The 18804-nt window shown below is 29.8% G+C and carries 20 protein-coding genes; 7 read left to right on the forward strand and 13 right to left on the reverse strand.

Features of this window, described 5'->3' with window-relative positions:
- Nucleotides 1-188: 188 nt before the first annotated feature.
- Complete coding sequence (locus MPF19_RS14475) at nt 189-1241, forward strand: WD40/YVTN/BNR-like repeat-containing protein (RefSeq protein WP_249988799.1); 1053 nt, start codon at nt 189-191, stop codon at nt 1239-1241.
- 371 nt (nt 1242-1612) lie between these two features.
- Nucleotides 1613-2536, forward strand: a complete 924-nt coding sequence (locus MPF19_RS14480; RefSeq protein ID WP_249988800.1) for an outer membrane beta-barrel protein — start codon at nt 1613-1615, stop codon at nt 2534-2536.
- A gap of 122 nt (nt 2537-2658) precedes the next feature.
- Here the strand turns inward: MPF19_RS14480 and MPF19_RS14485 are convergent, their stop codons facing one another.
- The 8 genes from MPF19_RS14485 to MPF19_RS19430 form a co-directional block, all read right to left on the reverse strand.
- Nucleotides 2659-3198, reverse strand: a complete 540-nt coding sequence (locus MPF19_RS14485; protein WP_249988801.1) for a dual specificity protein phosphatase family protein — start codon at nt 3196-3198, stop codon at nt 2659-2661.
- 237 nt (nt 3199-3435) lie between these two features.
- On the reverse strand, nt 3436-4296 hold the full coding sequence (locus MPF19_RS14490) for a nuclear transport factor 2 family protein (protein ID WP_249988802.1): 861 nt from the start codon (nt 4294-4296) through the stop codon (nt 3436-3438).
- A gap of 95 nt (nt 4297-4391) precedes the next feature.
- Nucleotides 4392-5270 (reverse strand): AraC family transcriptional regulator, encoded by an 879-nt coding sequence (locus MPF19_RS14495; protein WP_249988803.1) that lies wholly within the window; start codon nt 5268-5270, stop codon nt 4392-4394.
- A gap of 6 nt (nt 5271-5276) precedes the next feature.
- Entirely contained in the window at nt 5277-7166 is a 1890-nt protein-coding gene (locus MPF19_RS14500) for a monovalent cation:proton antiporter-2 (CPA2) family protein (protein ID WP_249988804.1), read from the reverse strand.
- A 3-nt stretch (nt 7167-7169) separates the two neighbouring features.
- On the reverse strand, nt 7170-7766 hold the full coding sequence (locus MPF19_RS14505) for an NAD(P)H-dependent oxidoreductase (protein WP_203392433.1): 597 nt from the start codon (nt 7764-7766) through the stop codon (nt 7170-7172).
- Nucleotides 7767-7865: 99 nt separating this feature from the next.
- Nucleotides 7866-8486 (reverse strand): MarC family protein, encoded by a 621-nt coding sequence (locus tag MPF19_RS14510; protein ID WP_203392432.1) that lies wholly within the window; start codon nt 8484-8486, stop codon nt 7866-7868.
- A gap of 165 nt (nt 8487-8651) precedes the next feature.
- A complete protein-coding gene (locus tag MPF19_RS14515; RefSeq protein ID WP_249988805.1) occupies nt 8652-8981 on the reverse strand; it encodes a CBU_0592 family membrane protein in 330 nt (109 codons plus the stop codon).
- Nucleotides 8982-9092: 111 nt separating this feature from the next.
- Nucleotides 9093-9956 carry a helix-turn-helix domain-containing protein gene (locus MPF19_RS19430; RefSeq protein ID WP_203392431.1) on the reverse strand — a complete coding sequence of 288 codons (864 nt, stop codon included), beginning with the start codon at nt 9954-9956 and terminating at the stop codon, nt 9093-9095.
- A 546-nt stretch (nt 9957-10502) separates the two neighbouring features.
- On the opposite strand from MPF19_RS19430, the gene MPF19_RS14525 reads away from it, so the two are divergent.
- From MPF19_RS14525 to MPF19_RS14535, 3 genes are read left to right on the forward strand one after another with little or no spacing between them, the layout of a single operon-like run.
- Entirely contained in the window at nt 10503-11117 is a 615-nt protein-coding gene (locus MPF19_RS14525; RefSeq protein WP_203392430.1) for a DEAD/DEAH box helicase, read from the forward strand.
- Between the two features lie 45 nt (nt 11118-11162).
- On the forward strand, nt 11163-11801 hold the full coding sequence (locus MPF19_RS14530; RefSeq protein ID WP_249988806.1) for a thiamine phosphate synthase: 639 nt from the start codon (nt 11163-11165) through the stop codon (nt 11799-11801).
- Nucleotides 11802-11858: 57 nt separating this feature from the next.
- Nucleotides 11859-13109, forward strand: a complete 1251-nt coding sequence (locus tag MPF19_RS14535; RefSeq protein WP_249988807.1) for a mechanosensitive ion channel family protein — start codon at nt 11859-11861, stop codon at nt 13107-13109.
- 63 nt (nt 13110-13172) lie between these two features.
- Here the strand turns inward: MPF19_RS14535 and MPF19_RS14540 are convergent, their stop codons facing one another.
- From MPF19_RS14540 to MPF19_RS14555, 4 genes are all read right to left on the reverse strand, one after another.
- Nucleotides 13173-13799 carry a DUF6515 family protein gene (locus MPF19_RS14540; RefSeq protein WP_249988808.1) on the reverse strand — a complete coding sequence of 209 codons (627 nt, stop codon included), beginning with the start codon at nt 13797-13799 and terminating at the stop codon, nt 13173-13175.
- A 358-nt stretch (nt 13800-14157) separates the two neighbouring features.
- Nucleotides 14158-14460 (reverse strand): EF-hand domain-containing protein, encoded by a 303-nt coding sequence (locus MPF19_RS14545; protein WP_249988809.1) that lies wholly within the window; start codon nt 14458-14460, stop codon nt 14158-14160.
- A 126-nt stretch (nt 14461-14586) separates the two neighbouring features.
- Nucleotides 14587-15321 (reverse strand): LytR/AlgR family response regulator transcription factor, encoded by a 735-nt coding sequence (locus tag MPF19_RS14550; RefSeq protein ID WP_203392425.1) that lies wholly within the window; start codon nt 15319-15321, stop codon nt 14587-14589.
- Between the two features lie 3 nt (nt 15322-15324).
- Nucleotides 15325-16359, reverse strand: a complete 1035-nt coding sequence (locus MPF19_RS14555) for a sensor histidine kinase (protein ID WP_249988810.1) — start codon at nt 16357-16359, stop codon at nt 15325-15327.
- A gap of 213 nt (nt 16360-16572) precedes the next feature.
- Here MPF19_RS14555 and MPF19_RS14560 point away from each other — a divergent pair, with 213 nt between their 5' ends.
- Nucleotides 16573-16674: a helix-turn-helix domain-containing protein gene (locus tag MPF19_RS14560; protein WP_249988811.1), complete on the forward strand. Its 102-nt coding sequence runs from the start codon at nt 16573-16575 to the stop codon at nt 16672-16674.
- A 116-nt stretch (nt 16675-16790) separates the two neighbouring features.
- Nucleotides 16791-17957, forward strand: coding sequence for an MFS transporter (locus MPF19_RS14565; protein WP_249988812.1), 1167 nt, complete (start codon nt 16791-16793; stop codon nt 17955-17957).
- A gap of 313 nt (nt 17958-18270) precedes the next feature.
- Here MPF19_RS14565 and MPF19_RS14570 read toward each other — a convergent pair whose 3' ends face one another.
- Nucleotides 18271-18576: a GIY-YIG nuclease family protein gene (locus MPF19_RS14570; protein ID WP_249988813.1), complete on the reverse strand. Its 306-nt coding sequence runs from the start codon at nt 18574-18576 to the stop codon at nt 18271-18273.
- Between the last annotated feature and the right edge of the window lie 228 nt (nt 18577-18804).

Here is an 18804-nt window from a genome sequence, read left to right on the forward strand (position 1 = left end):
TTATTTAAAAAAAATCCAACTATTTTTTAGTGGATGTCCTTAAAACTGTTATTCCCAAAAACGTGGAAATCTAAAATAGTTTTTTTTTGTTTATAAAATTAATCTTGCAATACATTATATGCAACTAAATTAAATAAGTTTATAGTTCAAAAAAAAACAGCTATTTTAGTCCTATAAAAGTATCAAAAATGAAGAGAATAATCATATTTATTTTTGGTTTCCTAATTTTTGTCTCTTGCAAAGACAATTATCAACCTAGAGAAATCAATGCTATTACCATTAAAGAGTTTAAAATAGACAGTGTTAGCATCCGTGCAATTCAGGTTATCAATAAGAATGAAGTTATTTACGCAGGCTCTAATGGAGATATTGGTTTCTTTTCTGATAGTAAAGAGCCCGCATTAGAAACTATGGTCTTAAAAATTCAATATCAAGATTCTATACGGCCGAACTTTAGAAGTATTGCTTCTAATGGTAAAGCCGTGTTTGCTTTAAGTATTGCAAATCCTGCCCTATTATACCAGATATCAGATAGAAAAGCTACCTTAAAATATACCGAAAATCATGAGAAAGTTTTTTATGATGCTTTGCAATTTTTTGATGACAACCTGCACGGAATTGCAGTAGGAGATCCAACAGAAAATTGTGCTTCTATTCTATTAACTTCGGATGGTGGAGATAGTTGGCATAAAATTCCGTGTGCTAATTTACCAGAATTTAAAGAAGGCGAAGCTTTTTTTGCAGCAAGTAACACCAATATTAAAACTATTGGAAGCACGGTTTGGATTGCTTCTGGAGGAAAAAAAGCACGTATTTTAAAATCTGATGATTTTGGAAATACTTGGCAAATTTTTGAAACTCCAATCATTCAAGGAAACGGACCACAAGGCATTTATTCTATTGATTTTACTGATAAAAATAACGGAATTATAATGGGTGGTGATTACTCAAATCCTTCAGAAAACAAAGCAAATAAAGCCATTACCAAAGATAGTGGACGTACTTGGACGCTAGTAGCCAACGGACAAGAACCTAATTACAAAAGCTGCGTACAATATGTACCAAACACCAACGGCTTAGAAATTTTTGCTGTAGGTAAAACAGGTGTTTCTTTTTCTAATAACGGAGGTTTATCTTGGACAGAAGTAAGCAAAGACGCCTATTATGCCATTCAGTTTGTAGATAGAAATACGGCTTGGTTATCTGGTAATACTAAATTAGGTAAATTAGTTTTGAAGTAAAAAACAAACAATATCAGCTCTTTTTGTAAACTAAAAATATTTTCATCGTGTTATCAATTTAAAGGGATTTTTAACGTGTTTAAGTCTTAAAAGCACAAATAAGCACCCTAATTTAAAAGCTATATACCTAGTAATTAAAGAGTAATGTTTTATAATATTTTTCTTGATTTACTATCTAATTAAGTTCAAAATATTTACCTTTAATAACGCCAATCAATCTTATTAAAAAAAAAGTATATTTGACGGCGATTTTAATTTATGGTATTCATAATTATCTCTATATATTAAAAAAATAAATACTTTTATTTGAGATATTATAATCCCTATAATTTCTATCATTTTATAAATAAATAATTCAAAAATTTTAAATTATGAAACAATTAATTACAGTAGTAGCAGCCATTTTAATTAGTACGGTGTCTTATGCACAATTTCAAATTTCTGCAAGTACCGGTTATGCAATGGGTAGTGCCGGAATGCTTACAGGAACTACCACAACTACAACAAGTACAGAAAACAATTACGGAAGTTACGGAGAAGGTTTAAATTTTCAATTAAGAGGTACTTACTTTTTAAATGAAAAATTTGGACTAGAATTAGCTTTAGGATATTTAAACGGAGCAGACCAAACAATTAATAAAACATCTGTACCTGGTGTTGCAGAAGTAAATGCCATTGCAAGAGCACGTGCATTTGGTGCATCTACTTCTATGGTGTATAAATTTACAGAAAACTTTTACGGACGTATTGGTGCTTTATTAAAAGTTGGTGGTAAAACAGAAGCCGTTGTTTCTAGCAAATCTTACTTTTCAGATGCACAAGCTACGGCTCAAGGTCTACCTAGTGGCTCTTACTCTGAAACAAACTATGTAGAAGACTTTCACGGACATTTTCCTTTAGGTTTTGTGGGGGCATTGGGGTATAAATTTGATTTAGATGAAAATTTTTCTCTTTTTGTTGAAGCAGAATATTACGGAATTAGTTTAAAAAGAAAAGATTCTGAGTTAGCAGAATTCAATACTAACATTGTTTTAGCAGATGGTACTGTTGCGGTAAGCGGTTTATATTCTTTAGATAATTTACCATCACCAAGTCTTGAGACTATGGCTACTAATGTTTTTAGTAATACAACTTATGTAGATGAATTATCACATACAGAAGCAGCAGCACAAGCAGCGGCCATTGCTGCAGGAGACTCTTCTCATTCTACTGAATTATCTCAAAAAGTACCTTATTCTTCTTTTGGAATAAACTTTGGTATTACTTACAAGTTTAGTGGTTCAAGTAAAAAATAATTAAAAAAGATTTATCTTTTAATACCCAATAATTATCACTTTATGTTATAATTATTGGGTGTTTTTTTTGCGATAAATCTACACTTCTAAACGATTCCTTTATTAAGAATGATAAATAAATCTTACAATCTATTCTTCATTTTTTGAATATCTAAGTTATTCAATAGCACCAATAAATTGGGATACATTTTGTAATGATATCCTAAATTATCTTTCTGAAATTCATTTATAGCTTCCTCTTTAGACCAATTATCTAGCACCATTCTGTAAGCCGCAATAATGGTACCTGTTCTATCAGATCCATGCCAACAATGCACTAAAACGGGCTGCATAGAATTTTTAATAACACGCAGCGCATTAAAAATATCTTCTTCATTTAATACTTTTGTTTTAATGGGATAATGCACCAAATTAAAATTGAAGTCCTTTGCCTTTTTGGTGTTATTTCTAAGTCTACGTAAATTTAAAATGGTCTTTACTCCTATCAACTCAATTTCTTTAAATCCCTTTTTGCTAGGTTGCTCCGATCTATATAAATTATCATTTACTCTATATAGATTTTTGAAATGCTTTGAATCCACCTTTTTTAAAGGTGCTTCTTGACCATAATTATAGGTAACACCACCAAGACAGATAAGCATCATTAATATCAATTTTCTCATTGTATCTTTTTTTTTAATGATTAATCAAAAATGATGCTAAACTTAATTTATAGTTTTAAAATAAAAGTTAAAGTTATTTACCTTGATATCTTATTAAGGTTCTCTTTTTCTTTTTTTATAAGTTTAGTTTTAAAAATTAATACCATAATAAAATTGGTTAAATGTTTTTATAATACACAAAATAGGCCACCTTTTTAAGGCAGCCTATTTTTAAATAATCTCTAAAAATTAAATTAATTATTGAGGGAAATTAAATTTTCCGTTGGTATTTTGTCTGTCTGCCTCTGCTGCAATTGTTTCTAAAACATCCCAATGTTCTGCTATTTTATTGTTTTCAACTCTAAATAAATCGTAAAAAGAAGTTGGTACACCTGCAAATGTTCCCTCACTAATTGTTAAAACAAAATTACCTTGTCCTAGCACTTTATGAGTAGTTGTATACACCATAGTTATACCTTGTTTTGCCATTGCTTCTAATGCCTGTCCTAAACCAGACAATCCATCACCAATATTTGGGTTGTGTTGTATGTAGTTATCTCCATAAAAATAACCAGATAATTTGTCCATTTTACCGTTTACCAAAATATCATTTACAAAATTAGATACTAAAGTTTTATTCGCTTCCGTTTTATCTAAATCTGTTAACGTAGTTGCTCCGTCTGTTTGTGTGTGTCCACTTGGATTTGCAGGAGTTGTTGCCATTAAATTATCCCAATGTTCTACAATTTGTCCGTTTTCATATCTAAAAACATCAAAACCAATTTTCGGTCCAAAGAAATCGTATTCCGTTTGTGCAAAACCATAATCTCCATCTTCAAAAGCTCTTACCGTATTCACTTTAAATCCACCTTCAGGTGCTTGTGCTAATAATGCTCCAAAACCAGCTAAACCATCTGCCACAGCCAAATTGTGTTGTACGTAATTAGTTGGATTAATATAGCTTACTCCTTTTTCATCTCCGGTTTCTATACTTTTTAAAACCGCTACCGTTTTTTCTTTAGTTGATAATTCCATTTCTGTTATTGTATTTAATTCTTTTTCTGATTTACATGACACTATTGTCATCACTAATGCTATTGCTGTAATTGTTTGTTTCATAATTGTTGTTATTTATGACGACAAAATTACAGTAGTACTGCAGTTAACTATAGGTGAAAAAGGTTTTAAAAACGGTAAATATCGAACCTACATATCTATAAATAGGTTTTTTTGAAGCTATTTGGGGTTAATCCTGTATGTTTTTTAAAATATTTAATAAAATTAGTAGGTTCTTCAAATCCTAAAAAATAGGATAGTTCTGTACTTTTAATATCCGAATTTATGAGGAGCCGTTTTGCTTCTAAAACCACAAAGGCATCTATAAATTGTTTTGCAGTAACTGCAACGGTATCTTTACAAATGGTGTTTAGATGTTTATACGTAATGTGAAGTTTTTCTGCATAAAAATCTGCATTTCTATTTGTATTAAAATGAATTTCTAAAAGTGATTTAAAATCTAAAAAATGGGTTAATTTATCTGACCGTTTTAGATGAAATGTTTGGTATTGTTTTAAACGTTCTAATTTTGAAAAAATGATAGAATATAAAGAATTATACGTGTTTTCTTGATTGTAACCTTCTTCTATATCTGAATATTCTTCATAAAATAATTGCAGATACGTAATTACATTATCGTCTTCTGGAACTTGAATAACTGGTGAGAATAAATGTGCATTAAACAAACGGATTAACTCATTTTTTGGCAATGAATGAATCTGTTTTTTTAAATACGCTTCGGTAAACAATATAATATACCCTTTTAGCCCTTCGGTAAATTGAAAAGCAGTTATTTGTCCTTTAGATAAATGGATTACTGTATTCTTTTTTACGTTATGCCATACAAAATCTACCAACTGTCTGCTTTCTCCACCAGTATAAAAAACAATCATGTTAAAGGTAACCTGATGTGCTTTTTCTGGGTGGTGAGCAATCTCATGTTTCCGTACAAAAAGACTTTCAATAGTTAAGATATCAATTCCGCTATTGTCTGGTTTTTTAGAATTAAAATCAAGATTAGGAATGTCATTTCGCATACTAGATTATTTTTTTTGAACTTTCTTTAACGATTTTCTAATAAATTCACTGTCCCAATGTTTATCATACTCTACAATACCTCTCTTTAAATCTTCATTTAAGAATTTTTCTTGTTGCGCTAACTCTATTCTTGCTTTAAAAATATAATTTTCTTCATCTTTTGCTTCGGATGATAAACGCCTTAAGCTGTCTTCGTCATATTTGATGAAATTTTTAACTTGTTTACTTAAGGTGTATTTTCTATACCCCATTTTACTCAAAACATCTTTAGCTAAAGTTAATGAAGTCTCTAAAGATTCTCTATACACATGTTCATTACCAAGATTCAATAATTCGTAAGCATCATATCTGTTTTTTGTACGAATCATAAATTCCACATGTGGATATTTATCTTTAATTATTTTACCAATAGCTTTAGAAACCGATATTTTATTAGTTGCACAAATAACTATTTTAGCTTCTGCAATACCTGCAGATTCTAACAAATCTAAACGAGTGGCATCTCCATAGTACACTTCGAAACCCATTTTTCTAAGAAAATCTACTCGATTAGAATCATGGTCTAAAATAGTTGCTTCTACTCCGTGAGAACGTAAAAAGCGTCCAATAGTACTCCCGAAGTGCCCAAAACCTACCAATATAATTTTTTGAGATTTGGCAATATGATCCATCGGACGTTTTATAGATTCTTTCGTGCCTATTTTTGGTAGTATAAAACGTTCATTAATAATACTTATAATTGGCGTAATAGACATACTTAATGCGGTTATTACCAACATCATGTCCATTTGATCTTGTTCTAAAATATGAAGACCAGAGGCAAATGATAACAGTACAAAAGCAAATTCTCCTATTTGTGCCAAACTAAAGGTTAGTAGTAATTTTTGATCTAATTTTAACTTAAAAATTTGTCCTGTAATAAATAAAACAAGTGCTTTTATAAGAATAATGGCTATTAATAATCCTCCTATTTTTAAAGGATTATTTGCGATGACAATAAAGTTAATAGAAGCACCAACAGCCATAAAAAACAATCCTAAAAGCAAGTTTTTAAATGGTTCTAAAGTACTTTCTAGTTCGTGCTTAAATTCACTATTAGATAAAACAACACCACCTAAAAAGGCACCTAAAGCAGGACTTATACCTACAAATTCCATTAAAAATGAAATTCCGAAAACAATTAAAAAAGCCGCAGCAATTAACAATTCTCTAACCTCTGTTTTTGCTACTTTACGTAACATGGGAACAATTAAAAATTTACCCGCCACAATAATTAAAATTACAGATAAAAGAATAGCCAAGGTTTGAAAACCCAAAGGAAGTTGCTCTAATAAACTATTAGTATTACCATGGTTTTCTGTAGAAGTGCTGCCATCTGTATTTGCCAATAACGGAATAAAACCTAACATGAAAATTACAATGATATCCTGAAACAATAAGATAGAAAAAGAAGACGTACCAAATGTGGTTTTCATCAAACCTTTTTCTTTTATGGTTTGCATTGCAATTGCGGTAGATGACAAGGCAACGGCCATAGAAATTACCAAAGCTACTTTCCATTCTAACCCTAAAAGCGTAAACAAAAAATAAGAGAACAACATGGTACCTCCTACTTGTATGCCTCCCATACCAATAATTGTTTTTCGCATGTTCCAGAAATTTTTTGGTTCAATTTCTAGCCCAATTAAAAACAACATCATAACTACTCCAAATTCTGCAAAGTGTAAAATATCTTCCCCTTCATTTCCAATAAAACCTAAAACATAAGGACCAATTAAAACTCCGGCTAATAAATAACCTATTACAGAACTGAGACCGAATCGTTTGGCTATGGAAACACAAATAATAGCTCCAGCTAAAAATATAATCGCTTGAAAAAGTAAACTTCCGGTCATTTTTTAAGAGGTTTTTAGTTCTGGAATATCATTTAGAAAAAAACGTTCAGCACAGTTTTCTATAGTAAAATCTTGCTGTAACAATTCTATTAATTTACTGTATTGATTGGCGTAATCTGCTAAAGCTTCTTTACTTAAATGATGAGTTCCCATAACCGCAAATGGCGGTAAATAACTCATACCACAAGAGTTTGCAGTTTGCTCAAAAGGTCTTAAAAACTGGTTTACAGTAAACCCATTGGTACCTTTAGAACAATATATTTCTTTAGAACCACCTGTAGTTATTACATTTAAGCAAATTTTATCTTGTAAAGCATCTGCATTTGGCCCATACGCCCAACCAAATTCTAAAACCATATCAATCCATTGTTTCATTAAAGGTGGACAACTAAACCAATAAAAAGGATGATGCCAAATAATAACATCATGTTCTTTTAGCAACTCCTTCTCTTTAGGTACATCTATATGAAAATCTGGGTAACGTTCATACAAATCAATAAAGGTAACTCCTTCTTTATCTTTAATTTGATCTACCAGTATAGAATTTGCTCTTGATTTTTCGTACTTTGGATGCGAAAACAGAATTAATATTTTTTTCATGCTACTCGGTTATAAAGATAAATGTTGGTGTTTGTAAAAAGATAGTCTAAATTTTAACAATAACTACTTTTTTTTCGCCCTTAAATTTCACTAAAAATCTTAAGACATTAAATGAAAAGTAATTTTAATACCTGTAATTACCATACCTGTACCAATAATGGCAATAATTAGTCCCATTATTTTACCAATAACAGAAATTACGTTATTCCCCACTACTTTTACTATTAAATCACTCAATCTAAAAGTATAAAAAGTAATTAAACTCATAGAACCAAATATAGCAATTACTAAAATAATGTGTATGGTTTGTACATTTGCCACAAAATTCATAGCAGTTACAATGGTTCCTGGGCCTGCCAAAATAGGAATTGCTAATGGAGACACCGCAATATCTTCATCAATATCTACATTTTTTATGTTTTTCACATCAGATTTTTTTGATTGTAGCATTTCAAATCCAATGTAAAATATTAAAATACCTCCTGTAATTTTAAATGCAGGAATACTAATATTAAACAATTCAAAAATATACTTTCCTAAAAGCACAAAAACAGTTACAATAACAAAAGCAATGATATTACTTCGTTTATTAATATCCCTTTTTGTTTTTTTATCCAATCCTCGTGTTAAAGACACAAAAACTGTCATGTTAGAAATTGGGTTGGTAATGGCGAAAAAGCCAGTAAATACAGTGATTGCAAAGGTTAATAAGTTATCCATTTATCATGATAATTTGAGTATGCAAAAAGATAAAATAACTTTGATACTACCTAAGTAATTTTATCTTTTTTTTTAATACAAGAAATGCTGAGATTAATAAAAAATTAATCTCAGCATTTAAATAATTAAGTACTGGTATTGTGGCTATTAAATACTTAGCAACACTTAATAATTCTTTGATTTTATCTTCATCATAAGTTCTCGAAAACGTTGATAAAGGAATATATGCTCTACTACTTTAACATTCGCTAAACGGCGCTCTTTTCTCTTAACTCTATATAAAGTAAAAGTAGCCATAATACTCCAAATTAAATTAGAAACAAAAGACGGTATGGCATTGTAGTAATAACAATTAATGGCTATTAAAAGCGCTCCAAAAAGATTTAAATACTTAGAGTAGTTAACGTGTTTATTATTCTCTACAAGTGTTAGTCCGTAAGCTAGAATTAAAAATACAGAACCAGACCATCCTAATACATCAATTAATAGTTTCATTTTTTTTAATTTGTTTCATTTATAATTGTTAAACTATGAAGCAAATTTGCGGTAAGTGCTTTAATAAAATATGATACAAAAGCAACTTTAGATGGTAATTTTACGCCATTTTTAAAACTTAATTCTAAACTCTTTTGGTGTAATGGTTTGGTGTTTTTTAAAAAACTTTACAAAATTTGTAGGTTCATCAAAACCAAGTGTATATCCTATTTCTTTTACACTAGCAGAGTTATGCACAAGTAATCGTTTAGCTTCTAATAATATTCTAGCGTCTATCATTTGCTTTGGTGTAATTGCCATTATTTTTAAAGTAGCCCTACTTAAACGTTTTTGAGTAACATTTAATTGAAGCGCATATTTACTTACAGATTTCTGATATTGAAATTGAACATCTAATAAGTCTCTAAACCTAATAACACATTCCAAATCTGTTCCCTTATCAATTGTTATATTATTTTGATTCTGTCTTGCTCTTTCAGACAATAACAATATGTTTTTAAGGTAGTTTCTAAGAATATCAGCATGAAAGTAATCTAAAGTTGTGTCTTCTTCTTTTTTTATAAGTTGAAAAAAGCTGTGAAAAATAGTTTTCAAATCTTGAACTTGAATGGTAGAAATAGTATGTAAATCATTAAAAAGCATATTACTTCTTAAAAACTGAGTATCTTCTTCTGTTTTGCAGAAAAAATTATCAGTAAAAAGCAAGACCTCTCCTTCAATAGGTACTAAAGGATCAAAACATTGAACACTATTTTTATCTACAAATAAAATGGTGTTTGGTTTAATGTCTAGATGGTTAAAATCTATCATATGTTTTGGTTGTCCTTTTTTAAACCATATAATCTGATAGAAATCTGCTCTATGTGGTACCGTTAAACTTTCAAAATTTTTGGTATATAATTCAGCTAAGTTTACACGCTCAAACTCATAAGATAAACCTTCTTTAAAACTGTATTTTTTAATTTCTGATGTCACTTATAAATCTTGTTAATTTAAAAATCAAAAGTATGTTTAATTTTAATAAAACTTTTAGTCATTTTAAATAAATACACTTCTTTTTTCACCATTTTTAACATGGTTTTATGCAGGTACTAAAATTTCTATGGAACTATTCCTTTTGATGATAAATTACAATTAAATGAATCAACGTTTACAGTGAAATTATAAATATACTAGGTGCTCTCATTTATAGTAAAAAAAACGACGTTTTAAATAATAAAGTTACTTTAGAAAGCAAGAACAACTTACAGTCAGTAATTTGTGATGTACATATTGCAGTATTAAATAGTACCAAGAAAATTGTTAAAAAAAAATATTTTAAAATTATGAGATTATCAAATTAAAAGAAATTGTCATACAATGTTATTTAATCATAAACATAAAGCATTAATTTTAATTTATACAATATAAACTTTATCATAAATTTCCAAGATAAATGCACCAAGCAAAAAAAATAGGTACGTGAATATTAATTGTATCTTTGCCTTCATTTTTACAATCAACAATTACCTTTTTCTAGATATGCCATTTAAAAAATTACATGTAGATATAAAAGAGATTTTAGAATCTCTAGAAATAACAGCGCCTACTCCTTTTCAGAGCAAAAGTATACCTGTTATTAAAAGTGGTGCCAATATTTATTGCACTGCTCCAAAAGATAGTGGAAAAACAACCACACTTGTGCTTACTACTTTACACAAATTAAAATGCCAAGAAGTTGGTAGTGCACCAAGAGCATTGGTTTTAGTAGAAAACTCTGAAAAAGCTGTAGCATTGCATGACGAATTTATAAAACATAGTAAATATGATGCATTACGGGTTTATGCTTGTGATGAAAGAAACCACATTGAACTGTTAAAGTCAGAAATATTTGAAGGTGTAGATGTTCTTATTGCAACGCCTAAAACCATGAATAAATTACTTTTATTAGAAGGTGTAAATACCACGCAATTAAAGATATTTAATATTGATGATGCTGAATTTTTGGTAGAAAAAACTGCGTATGCAGCATTAATGGCTATTACACAAAGTATTCATAAATGCCAATATGTAATCTATTCTGATAAAATGCACCCAATTTTAAAACGATTTGAGTCTTATTTTATGCAATATGCAAAAATAGTATCTATTAAATAATTTACTTTTTTATTGCCATAATTCTCACCGAAAAACGAATACATTATGATTCCTAAACTACATTACATCTCACAAGGAAGTTCACCAAAAGAGCATCTAGAAAATATACAAAAAGCGTGTTCAGCTGGAGCGGAATTAGTACAATTACGTTTGAATGGTATTTCAGAAAAAAAATATTTAAAATTTGCTTTAGAAGCGAGAGAAATTACGTCTCATTTTCAAACGAGGTTAATTTTAAACAATCATTATAAAATAGCAAAAGAAGTAAAAGCAGATGGTGTTCATTTAGAAAACATAGATTTCTGCGCAACAACAGCGCTAGAGCATTTATTTACGTGGCAAATTGTTGGTGGTACGGCAAACACATTACAAGATTGTAAAACCTTAATTGGTAAAAAAGTAGATTATATTACTTTAAGTCCGTTTAGAAGTTCAGAAACCAAAGACAATTCACTTACCGTTTTAGGTTTAAATGGTTTTACTGTAATTGTAGAAGCCTTAAAAACCGAAACCCCAATTATTGGTGCAGGTTTAATTACCACAGACGATGTGACTGCTATTTTAGAAACTGGTATTTCTGGAATTGCGGTATCGGATGAAATTACTCGCAATTTTGATAGTATAAAACTATTTAATAAATTATTAAGCGCATCTTCTATAGACGAGCAACGTCATACTTTTTAGGTTTGATAAAAAGCCTATTTTAAAGAAAACAAAATCTTCATTAAAACTTGTACATTTATGAATACGGATCATTTATTATACGATTATTTAGTAAAGACAGGGATTTCTGCAACATTGGCTGCCTATATAAATATGGCTATCTTACTTTTAGCAGTGCTAATTATTGCGTTTATCATTGATCTTATCGTTAAAAAAATTATTGTCCAACTATTTACTCAGTTTGCTGTTAAAAGTAAAACCAATTTTGATGACTTATTAGTAAAAAATAAAGTCCCTAGAAATATAGCGCATATCATCCCGTTAATTTTTGCTTTAGAATGTACGCCTTTTGTATTTGTAGATTTCCAATATATAGAAAATATAATTCAGAAAAGTTTAGAGGTTTTTACCATTGTTTTAATACTTTGGATTGTAAGAAGCCTCTTAAATGCTCTTAAAGATTACTTAAAAACGGTACCTCGCTTAAAAGACAAACCTATAGATAGTTATACTCAGGTATTTATGATCTTTGCTTGGACATTCGGAATTCTATCTGCTTTTGCCATTATTACAGGTATAGAATTTATCAAGTTTATTACCACTATTGGAGCTGCTTCTGCCGTTATTATTTTGGTCTTTAAAGACACCATTTTAGGTTTTGTTGCTAGTATACAAGTCTCTATAAATGATATGGTAAGAATTGGAGATTGGATTACTTTTGAAAAATATGGTGCAGATGGTGACGTCGTTGAAATTAATCTATCTACTGTAAAAGTTCAAAATTTTGATAATACCATTACTACAATTCCTACCTATGCCCTAATTTCTGATTCTTTTAAAAACTGGAGAGGAATGACAGATTCTGGTGGTAGACGTATCAAAAGATCTTTAAACATCAACTTAAATAGCATTCATTATTTATCTGATAAGGAAGTAAATGATCTTAAAAAAATTCAAGCAATTACCACTTATTTAGAAAGTCGTCAGGCAGAAATTAATGGCTATAACCAGAAAAATAATATCAATAAAGAATTACCTTTAAATGGCAGAAACCTTACCAACATAGGTGTTTTTAGAAAGTATATAGAAACCTATATAGAAAATCATTCTGGTACCAATAAAGAAATGATGATTATGGTACGTCAATTAGTACCTGGTACTCAAGGAATCCCTTTAGAAATTTATGCTTTTAGTAGCGACAAACGTTGGAAAAATTACGAATACATTATGTCTGATATCTTTGACCATGTTATCGCTGCCGTTCCCTATTTTAATTTAGAAATTTTTGAATTACCGAGTAATTCTAGTTTTATCAATAAAAAAAAATAGTATTACATAAAAAAAGGAGAGTCATTTTTCAATAACCCTCCTTTATCAATCAACCAATATCTTTTATTGTACATCAATAATACCCACTACTTCATAAGCTCTTGTACCATCTACTTGTACTTTTTCATATAGAATATTTGCATATTCATAATACGTTTGTCCGTCTATTACTACTTTTTCATAATCATTTGGTAATTCATAAACAATAGTTCCCATTTCTGGTTCAACTACTTCGTATTGATTATTAGTTTGAATGTAAAAAGTACCATTTACATTGTAATAATTGTAGTTATTAAAACGTACTCTATTATAATTAGTTGGTAAAACATTTATTCTAAATCCAATTTTCGGAGCAATCACAATATATCTACCGCTAGATTGTGTATAGTATTTATTATTTGAATAATAATAATTTTGCCCTTTATAACTAACAACACTTTTATTTGGCACACTTCTTACAGAAACTACTTTTTTTGTAGGTTTTTTATAAGTAACCTTTGTGCTTGCTACTCTCCTAGTTGTAGCTTTAGGAGTTACTTTCGTTGTTTTAGTGATTTTTTTAACAGGTGCCTTTTTAGTTTTTGTCGTAGTTGTTGTCGTTGTTGTTCTACGAGATTGTGCAGAAACTTGTGTTGCAACAGCAACGATAAACAAAGATGGTAAAACGAATGATTTTATAAAATTTCTCATGATTTTTAATATTTTTAAATTAAACTTTCTTTTCTATACTTCTAAGACTCCTAGAAATAACATTGGTTTAATGTTTTTTTTTGATGAATAGACAAACTAAGTATTTGTATCTATGAATTGGATAATTTTATAGATGGAATTATATTTCTTTTATTGTTTTAAAAGTAACTATCAGATTATAAACACAGTATGTAATCAATAATCTCGCCTAAATGGTAAGAAGTTTACTCCTAAAAGAAATGTTTGTCATTTCTAAGTAAGCTTCAATGAATAAAACCTTGACTATCTCTCAGCAATAAAAACAAAAAAGAAGTCATACTTTTAAAGCATGCCTTCTTTTAACAAATTCAAAACTATATTATTTCAATAACGCTAATAAACCTGTTAACTCAGTAAGGTTTAAACTAGAATTACTATCTGTATCTAATACATTAAAGTTTTCTGCTACAGAACCAATAGCTTCTGTACTGCTAATAGCTTCATCTTTATTAGTATCTAATAAAGAGAAAAGACTAGTAACTTGTTGTACTGTAGAGTTAGAACTTAAAGAACCTAATAATGTTGCTGCTTGTTTAATACTAGAGCTAGACCCCATATTTTGAATACTACTACAGCTAAACATTGAAGCTGTTAATACTAATGTTAATGCGAATTTTTTCATGATTTGTAATTATGATTTTATGTTACATCAAAAGTAATTTTATTTAATACATTGATAAAAAGAAATAGACCAATGCTATCAATTTGTCTTTTAATAATAGGTATTAATAGATGAACCAAAATTTACTTAATTATTCAAGGAATTATTATTGACAAAGTCCAAGAATTTAGGCTTATAATTTTCTGAAACGGTAATCCGTTGTTTATTAATTACAATCTGACTACGTTCTATAACATCAATATTTTTTAAGGATACAATAAAAGAACGATGCACACGCATAAACTGCGTTTCAGGCAATTCTGCTTCCAAAGTTTTTAAGCTCATTAGTGTTAAAATAGCCTTCGGATTGTCTTTTAACCAAATTTTAATGTAATCCTTTAAGCCTTCAAAATACAAGACATCCGCCAATTTAATACGTAATTGTTTGTATTCCGATTTTACAAAAAGAAACTCTTTTTCCTCAGAAACTATAGGCTGTTTTTTTCCTTTCACCAACTCAAACCACGTATTTGCTTTGTTTGCAGCAGCTAAAAATTCTGCATAATCAAAAGGTTTTAAAAGGTAATCTAACGCTTCTACTTTAAAACCTTCTAACGCATATTGATCAAACGCAGTGGTAAAAATAACACGCGTTTCTTTAGGCAACATTCTAGAAAACTCAATACCTGTTAAATCGGGCATTTGTATGTCTAAAAAAAGTAAATCTACGGGCTCATTTTTCACAAATTCCATCGCCTCAATAGCACTGCTACATTTCTTTTTTAAAACTAAAAAAGGTGTTTTTTCTACATAACTTTCAACCAAATTAAGCGCCATCGGCTCATCATCTACAATAACACAGGTAATTTTTATATTGCTCATATTTTAGTTGGTTTCAATTTCTAATTGTGCTACAAAACGATTGTCTTTTACAAACGTTTTAAAACTATTTTTATTCGGATATAATAATGCCAATCGTTTTTCAATATTTACAAGTCCAATTCCAGAACCACTTTTATCATCCGATTTTTTAGGAAAATCATCATTTTCGATCGTAAATAAGACTGTTTTTTCTTGTGTGCTAATACTAATTTCAATGGTACTTGGTTTACTTGCCGAAACACCATGCTTAAAAGCATTTTCAATTAACGAAATAAATAATAAAGGGGCAACTTTAATTCCTGTTTCTTCAGACGGAAAATGATAATTTACAATGGTTTTATCGGAAACACGTAATTTCATTAAATCGATATACTTTTTCATAAAATCAATTTCTTTAGATAAAGATATCAATTCTACATTGGTTTCGTATAACATATACCTCATCAATTTACTTAAACTGTGTATCGAGGTTTTTGCTTGATCCGGAGAAATATCTACCAAGGCATAAATATTATTTAACGAGTTAAAAAAGAAATGTGGCTGCAACTGATAATGCAAATGTTGCAATTCTGATTTTAATTTAAAATTAGCCGCTTCTTTACGTGCTGCTTCTGTTTGTACCCATCTTTTGGTGGTTTTTATGGCTATTGAAAATAACAAAGGTGCCATATATGATAGCATTTGTATATAAATAAACATTTTAATAGGTGGCCCTACTCCCTCCATTTTAGCTGATCTTTTTAAAGATTCGCCAAATAAAAAATCTTCTATGGTTTCTTTAAATGTAATACTCAACGCAATAATTAATACATTTATAAGTACAAACTGAACTGTTTTATTAGAAAATAAGTATTTGTCAATGAGTATAAAATAATTGACATAAAATATAATTGCATAAAACGTTATGGGAACCCAAAAATGTGCTATTATTCTATTCAAATCTTGCTCCTGACCATAAGATAACAAGTAAGGCATGCTAAAAAGTACAAGCCAAACGAGTATATGAGAAAAGAGAGTTATGTTTTTATTTTTATACATTTTGTTTTAATTTGAATCTTATTCTAAAACTAATTATATCAACTTAAGGATCAAATATATTATGTAATATAAATTTTTAAGATGAATATTTCAAAGGTAAAACTATTTACATTCTTTTCTATAAGGAATAGATGTTTTAGGGAATTGACTATATGAATCAGACCATTTTATCGACGCTACCTAATAGATGATAATAGTAAAATACTGCACCAAATGGATAAATCGATAGCAGAAGTTGCGTATACTTTAGGTTTTAATGAAGTTGCTAATTTTAATCAGTTTTTTAAACGAAACTTAGGTGTTGCAGCTACTTAATTTAGAAATAAAGAGCATTAAAATTAGATAAATTAATTAGGGATTTAATTACTTATAAAATTTTAGAGTTTAATACCTTTGATCCTTTATTTAAAGGTATTCTTAAGTTTTAAAATATGAGTAAAAATTTATCAAATTCAGTATTATACTTAATGAGTATAGCTGCTGGACTTGTTGTAGCAAACCTCTATTACAACCAACCTCTTCTGCACAAAATGACTTTAGAGTTTGGTGTTAGCGAATCTGCGATTAGCAAAGTTCCGTTAGCTACACAACTCGGATATGCTTTTGGCTTATTGTTTATCGTCCCTTTAGGTGATAAAGTTTCTAATAAAAAAATATTACAGTTCGATTTTGCTTTAATGATACTGTCACTTATTGCTGCATCAATATCAACCTCTTTATCTCTTCTAATTATAAGTAGTTTTTTTATTGGTTTTTCATCAGCATTACCACAATTATTTGTCCCGATGGTCGCACAATTATCAGATGATAAAGGCAGAGGACGTGCCATTGGTATTGTAATGAGCGGATTGTTAATTGGTATTCTAGGAAGTCGTGTTATAAGTGGTGTTATCGGAAAATGGTTTGGGTGGCGATTTATGTTTTCTGCCGCAACAGTACTCATGGTGTTGCTCTTTATTTTACTTCAATATAAATTGCCAAAAATAAAACCAAATTACAAAGGTAGTTATGGAAGTTTGTTAAAATCTATAGGACATTATTTTAAAACAGAACCTTCGTTACGATTGGCTGCTTTACGTGGTGGACTTGGTTTTGCGGGCTTAAGTGTTTTTTGGACCACCTTTGTTTTTCTAATGGAAGACCATTTCAATTACGAAAGTGATATTGCCGGAGCCTTTGGTGTTTTTGGTATTGTAGGGGCACTTGGAGCTACCGTTGTAGGCAAAATAAGTCATAGATATAAACAAAAGAGGCTTATTATCTTCTCTACGATATTATTGATGATTTCCTGGTTAATTTTCCTTTTTTCTGGATATTCACTAATCGGTTTAGCGTTGGGAGTAATTATAGTAGATTTAGGAATGCAAGTATTACATATTACCAATCAAGTTACTATTTTTTCAAAGAATCCGGAAGCTAGAAATCGTGTGAATACAGTTTATATGGTCGGCTTTTTTATTGGTGGTGCAATCGGTACATTTTTAGGAGCTTTTGCTTGGGAACATTACGGTTGGCAAGGGGTTTCTGTTTTAGGATTATTCATATCAATATCCATTTTAATCGTTCAATTTATTTTTGAACCTAAAAAATCTATTTAGAACTCTGTAACTAAATAGATTTAACTTTCAATTGTCCGTTCGAGCGGAATCGAGAACTTGTATTATTACTTTAAAATTGAATGCTTGTTGGATACGCTTCTCGACTCCGCTCGAAGACCGTTTTGCTACTCTTCTTAAATACAGTTTATTCAACAGGGTGTTCGAGCGCAGTCGAGAACTTGTATGGTTTCTTTGAATTTAATACTTATTGGGTATGCTTCTCGACTCCGCTCGAAGACCGTTTGGTTACTCTTCTTGAATAAAGTTTATTTATCAGGGTGTTCGACCGGAGTCGAGAACTTGTATATCTTCCTTACTTTTTATTTTTAAAGTGTGTATCATTCTTACATTCTGAAAGTATAGGTAAGAGTTCCCAATTGTTTTCAATCAATGCCTTTTTTTTAGCATGTGACCATTTTTGAATTTTCTTTTCATAATAGAAAGCATCGGCAATATTTAAAAATAATTCTTGAAAGACTAATATTACTGGCAATCTGGTTTTAGTGTAATTAGCTCCATTTTTTGATTGGTGCTCTGCTAATCTTTTTTCCAAATTTCTTGTACTTCCCGTGTAATAGGTGCCATCAGAGCATTGTAATATGTATACGTATCCAGCCATTTTTTTTTCTAAGATAAGGATTTTTTTATTTATCCTTCTCGACTCCGCTCGAAGACCATTTTGTTACTTTTCTTGAATACCATTTATTTAACAGGGTGTTCGAGCGCAGTCGAGAACTTGTGTTGTTTCCTTAAATCTGAATACATATTGACTTTGCTTCTCGACTCCGCTCGAAGACCGTTTGGTTACTCTTCTTGAAAACAGTTTATTTAACAGGGTGTTCGAGCG

This window comes from Polaribacter sp. Z014 (assembly GCF_023555435.1).
Taxonomy (GTDB): domain Bacteria; phylum Bacteroidota; class Bacteroidia; order Flavobacteriales; family Flavobacteriaceae; genus Polaribacter.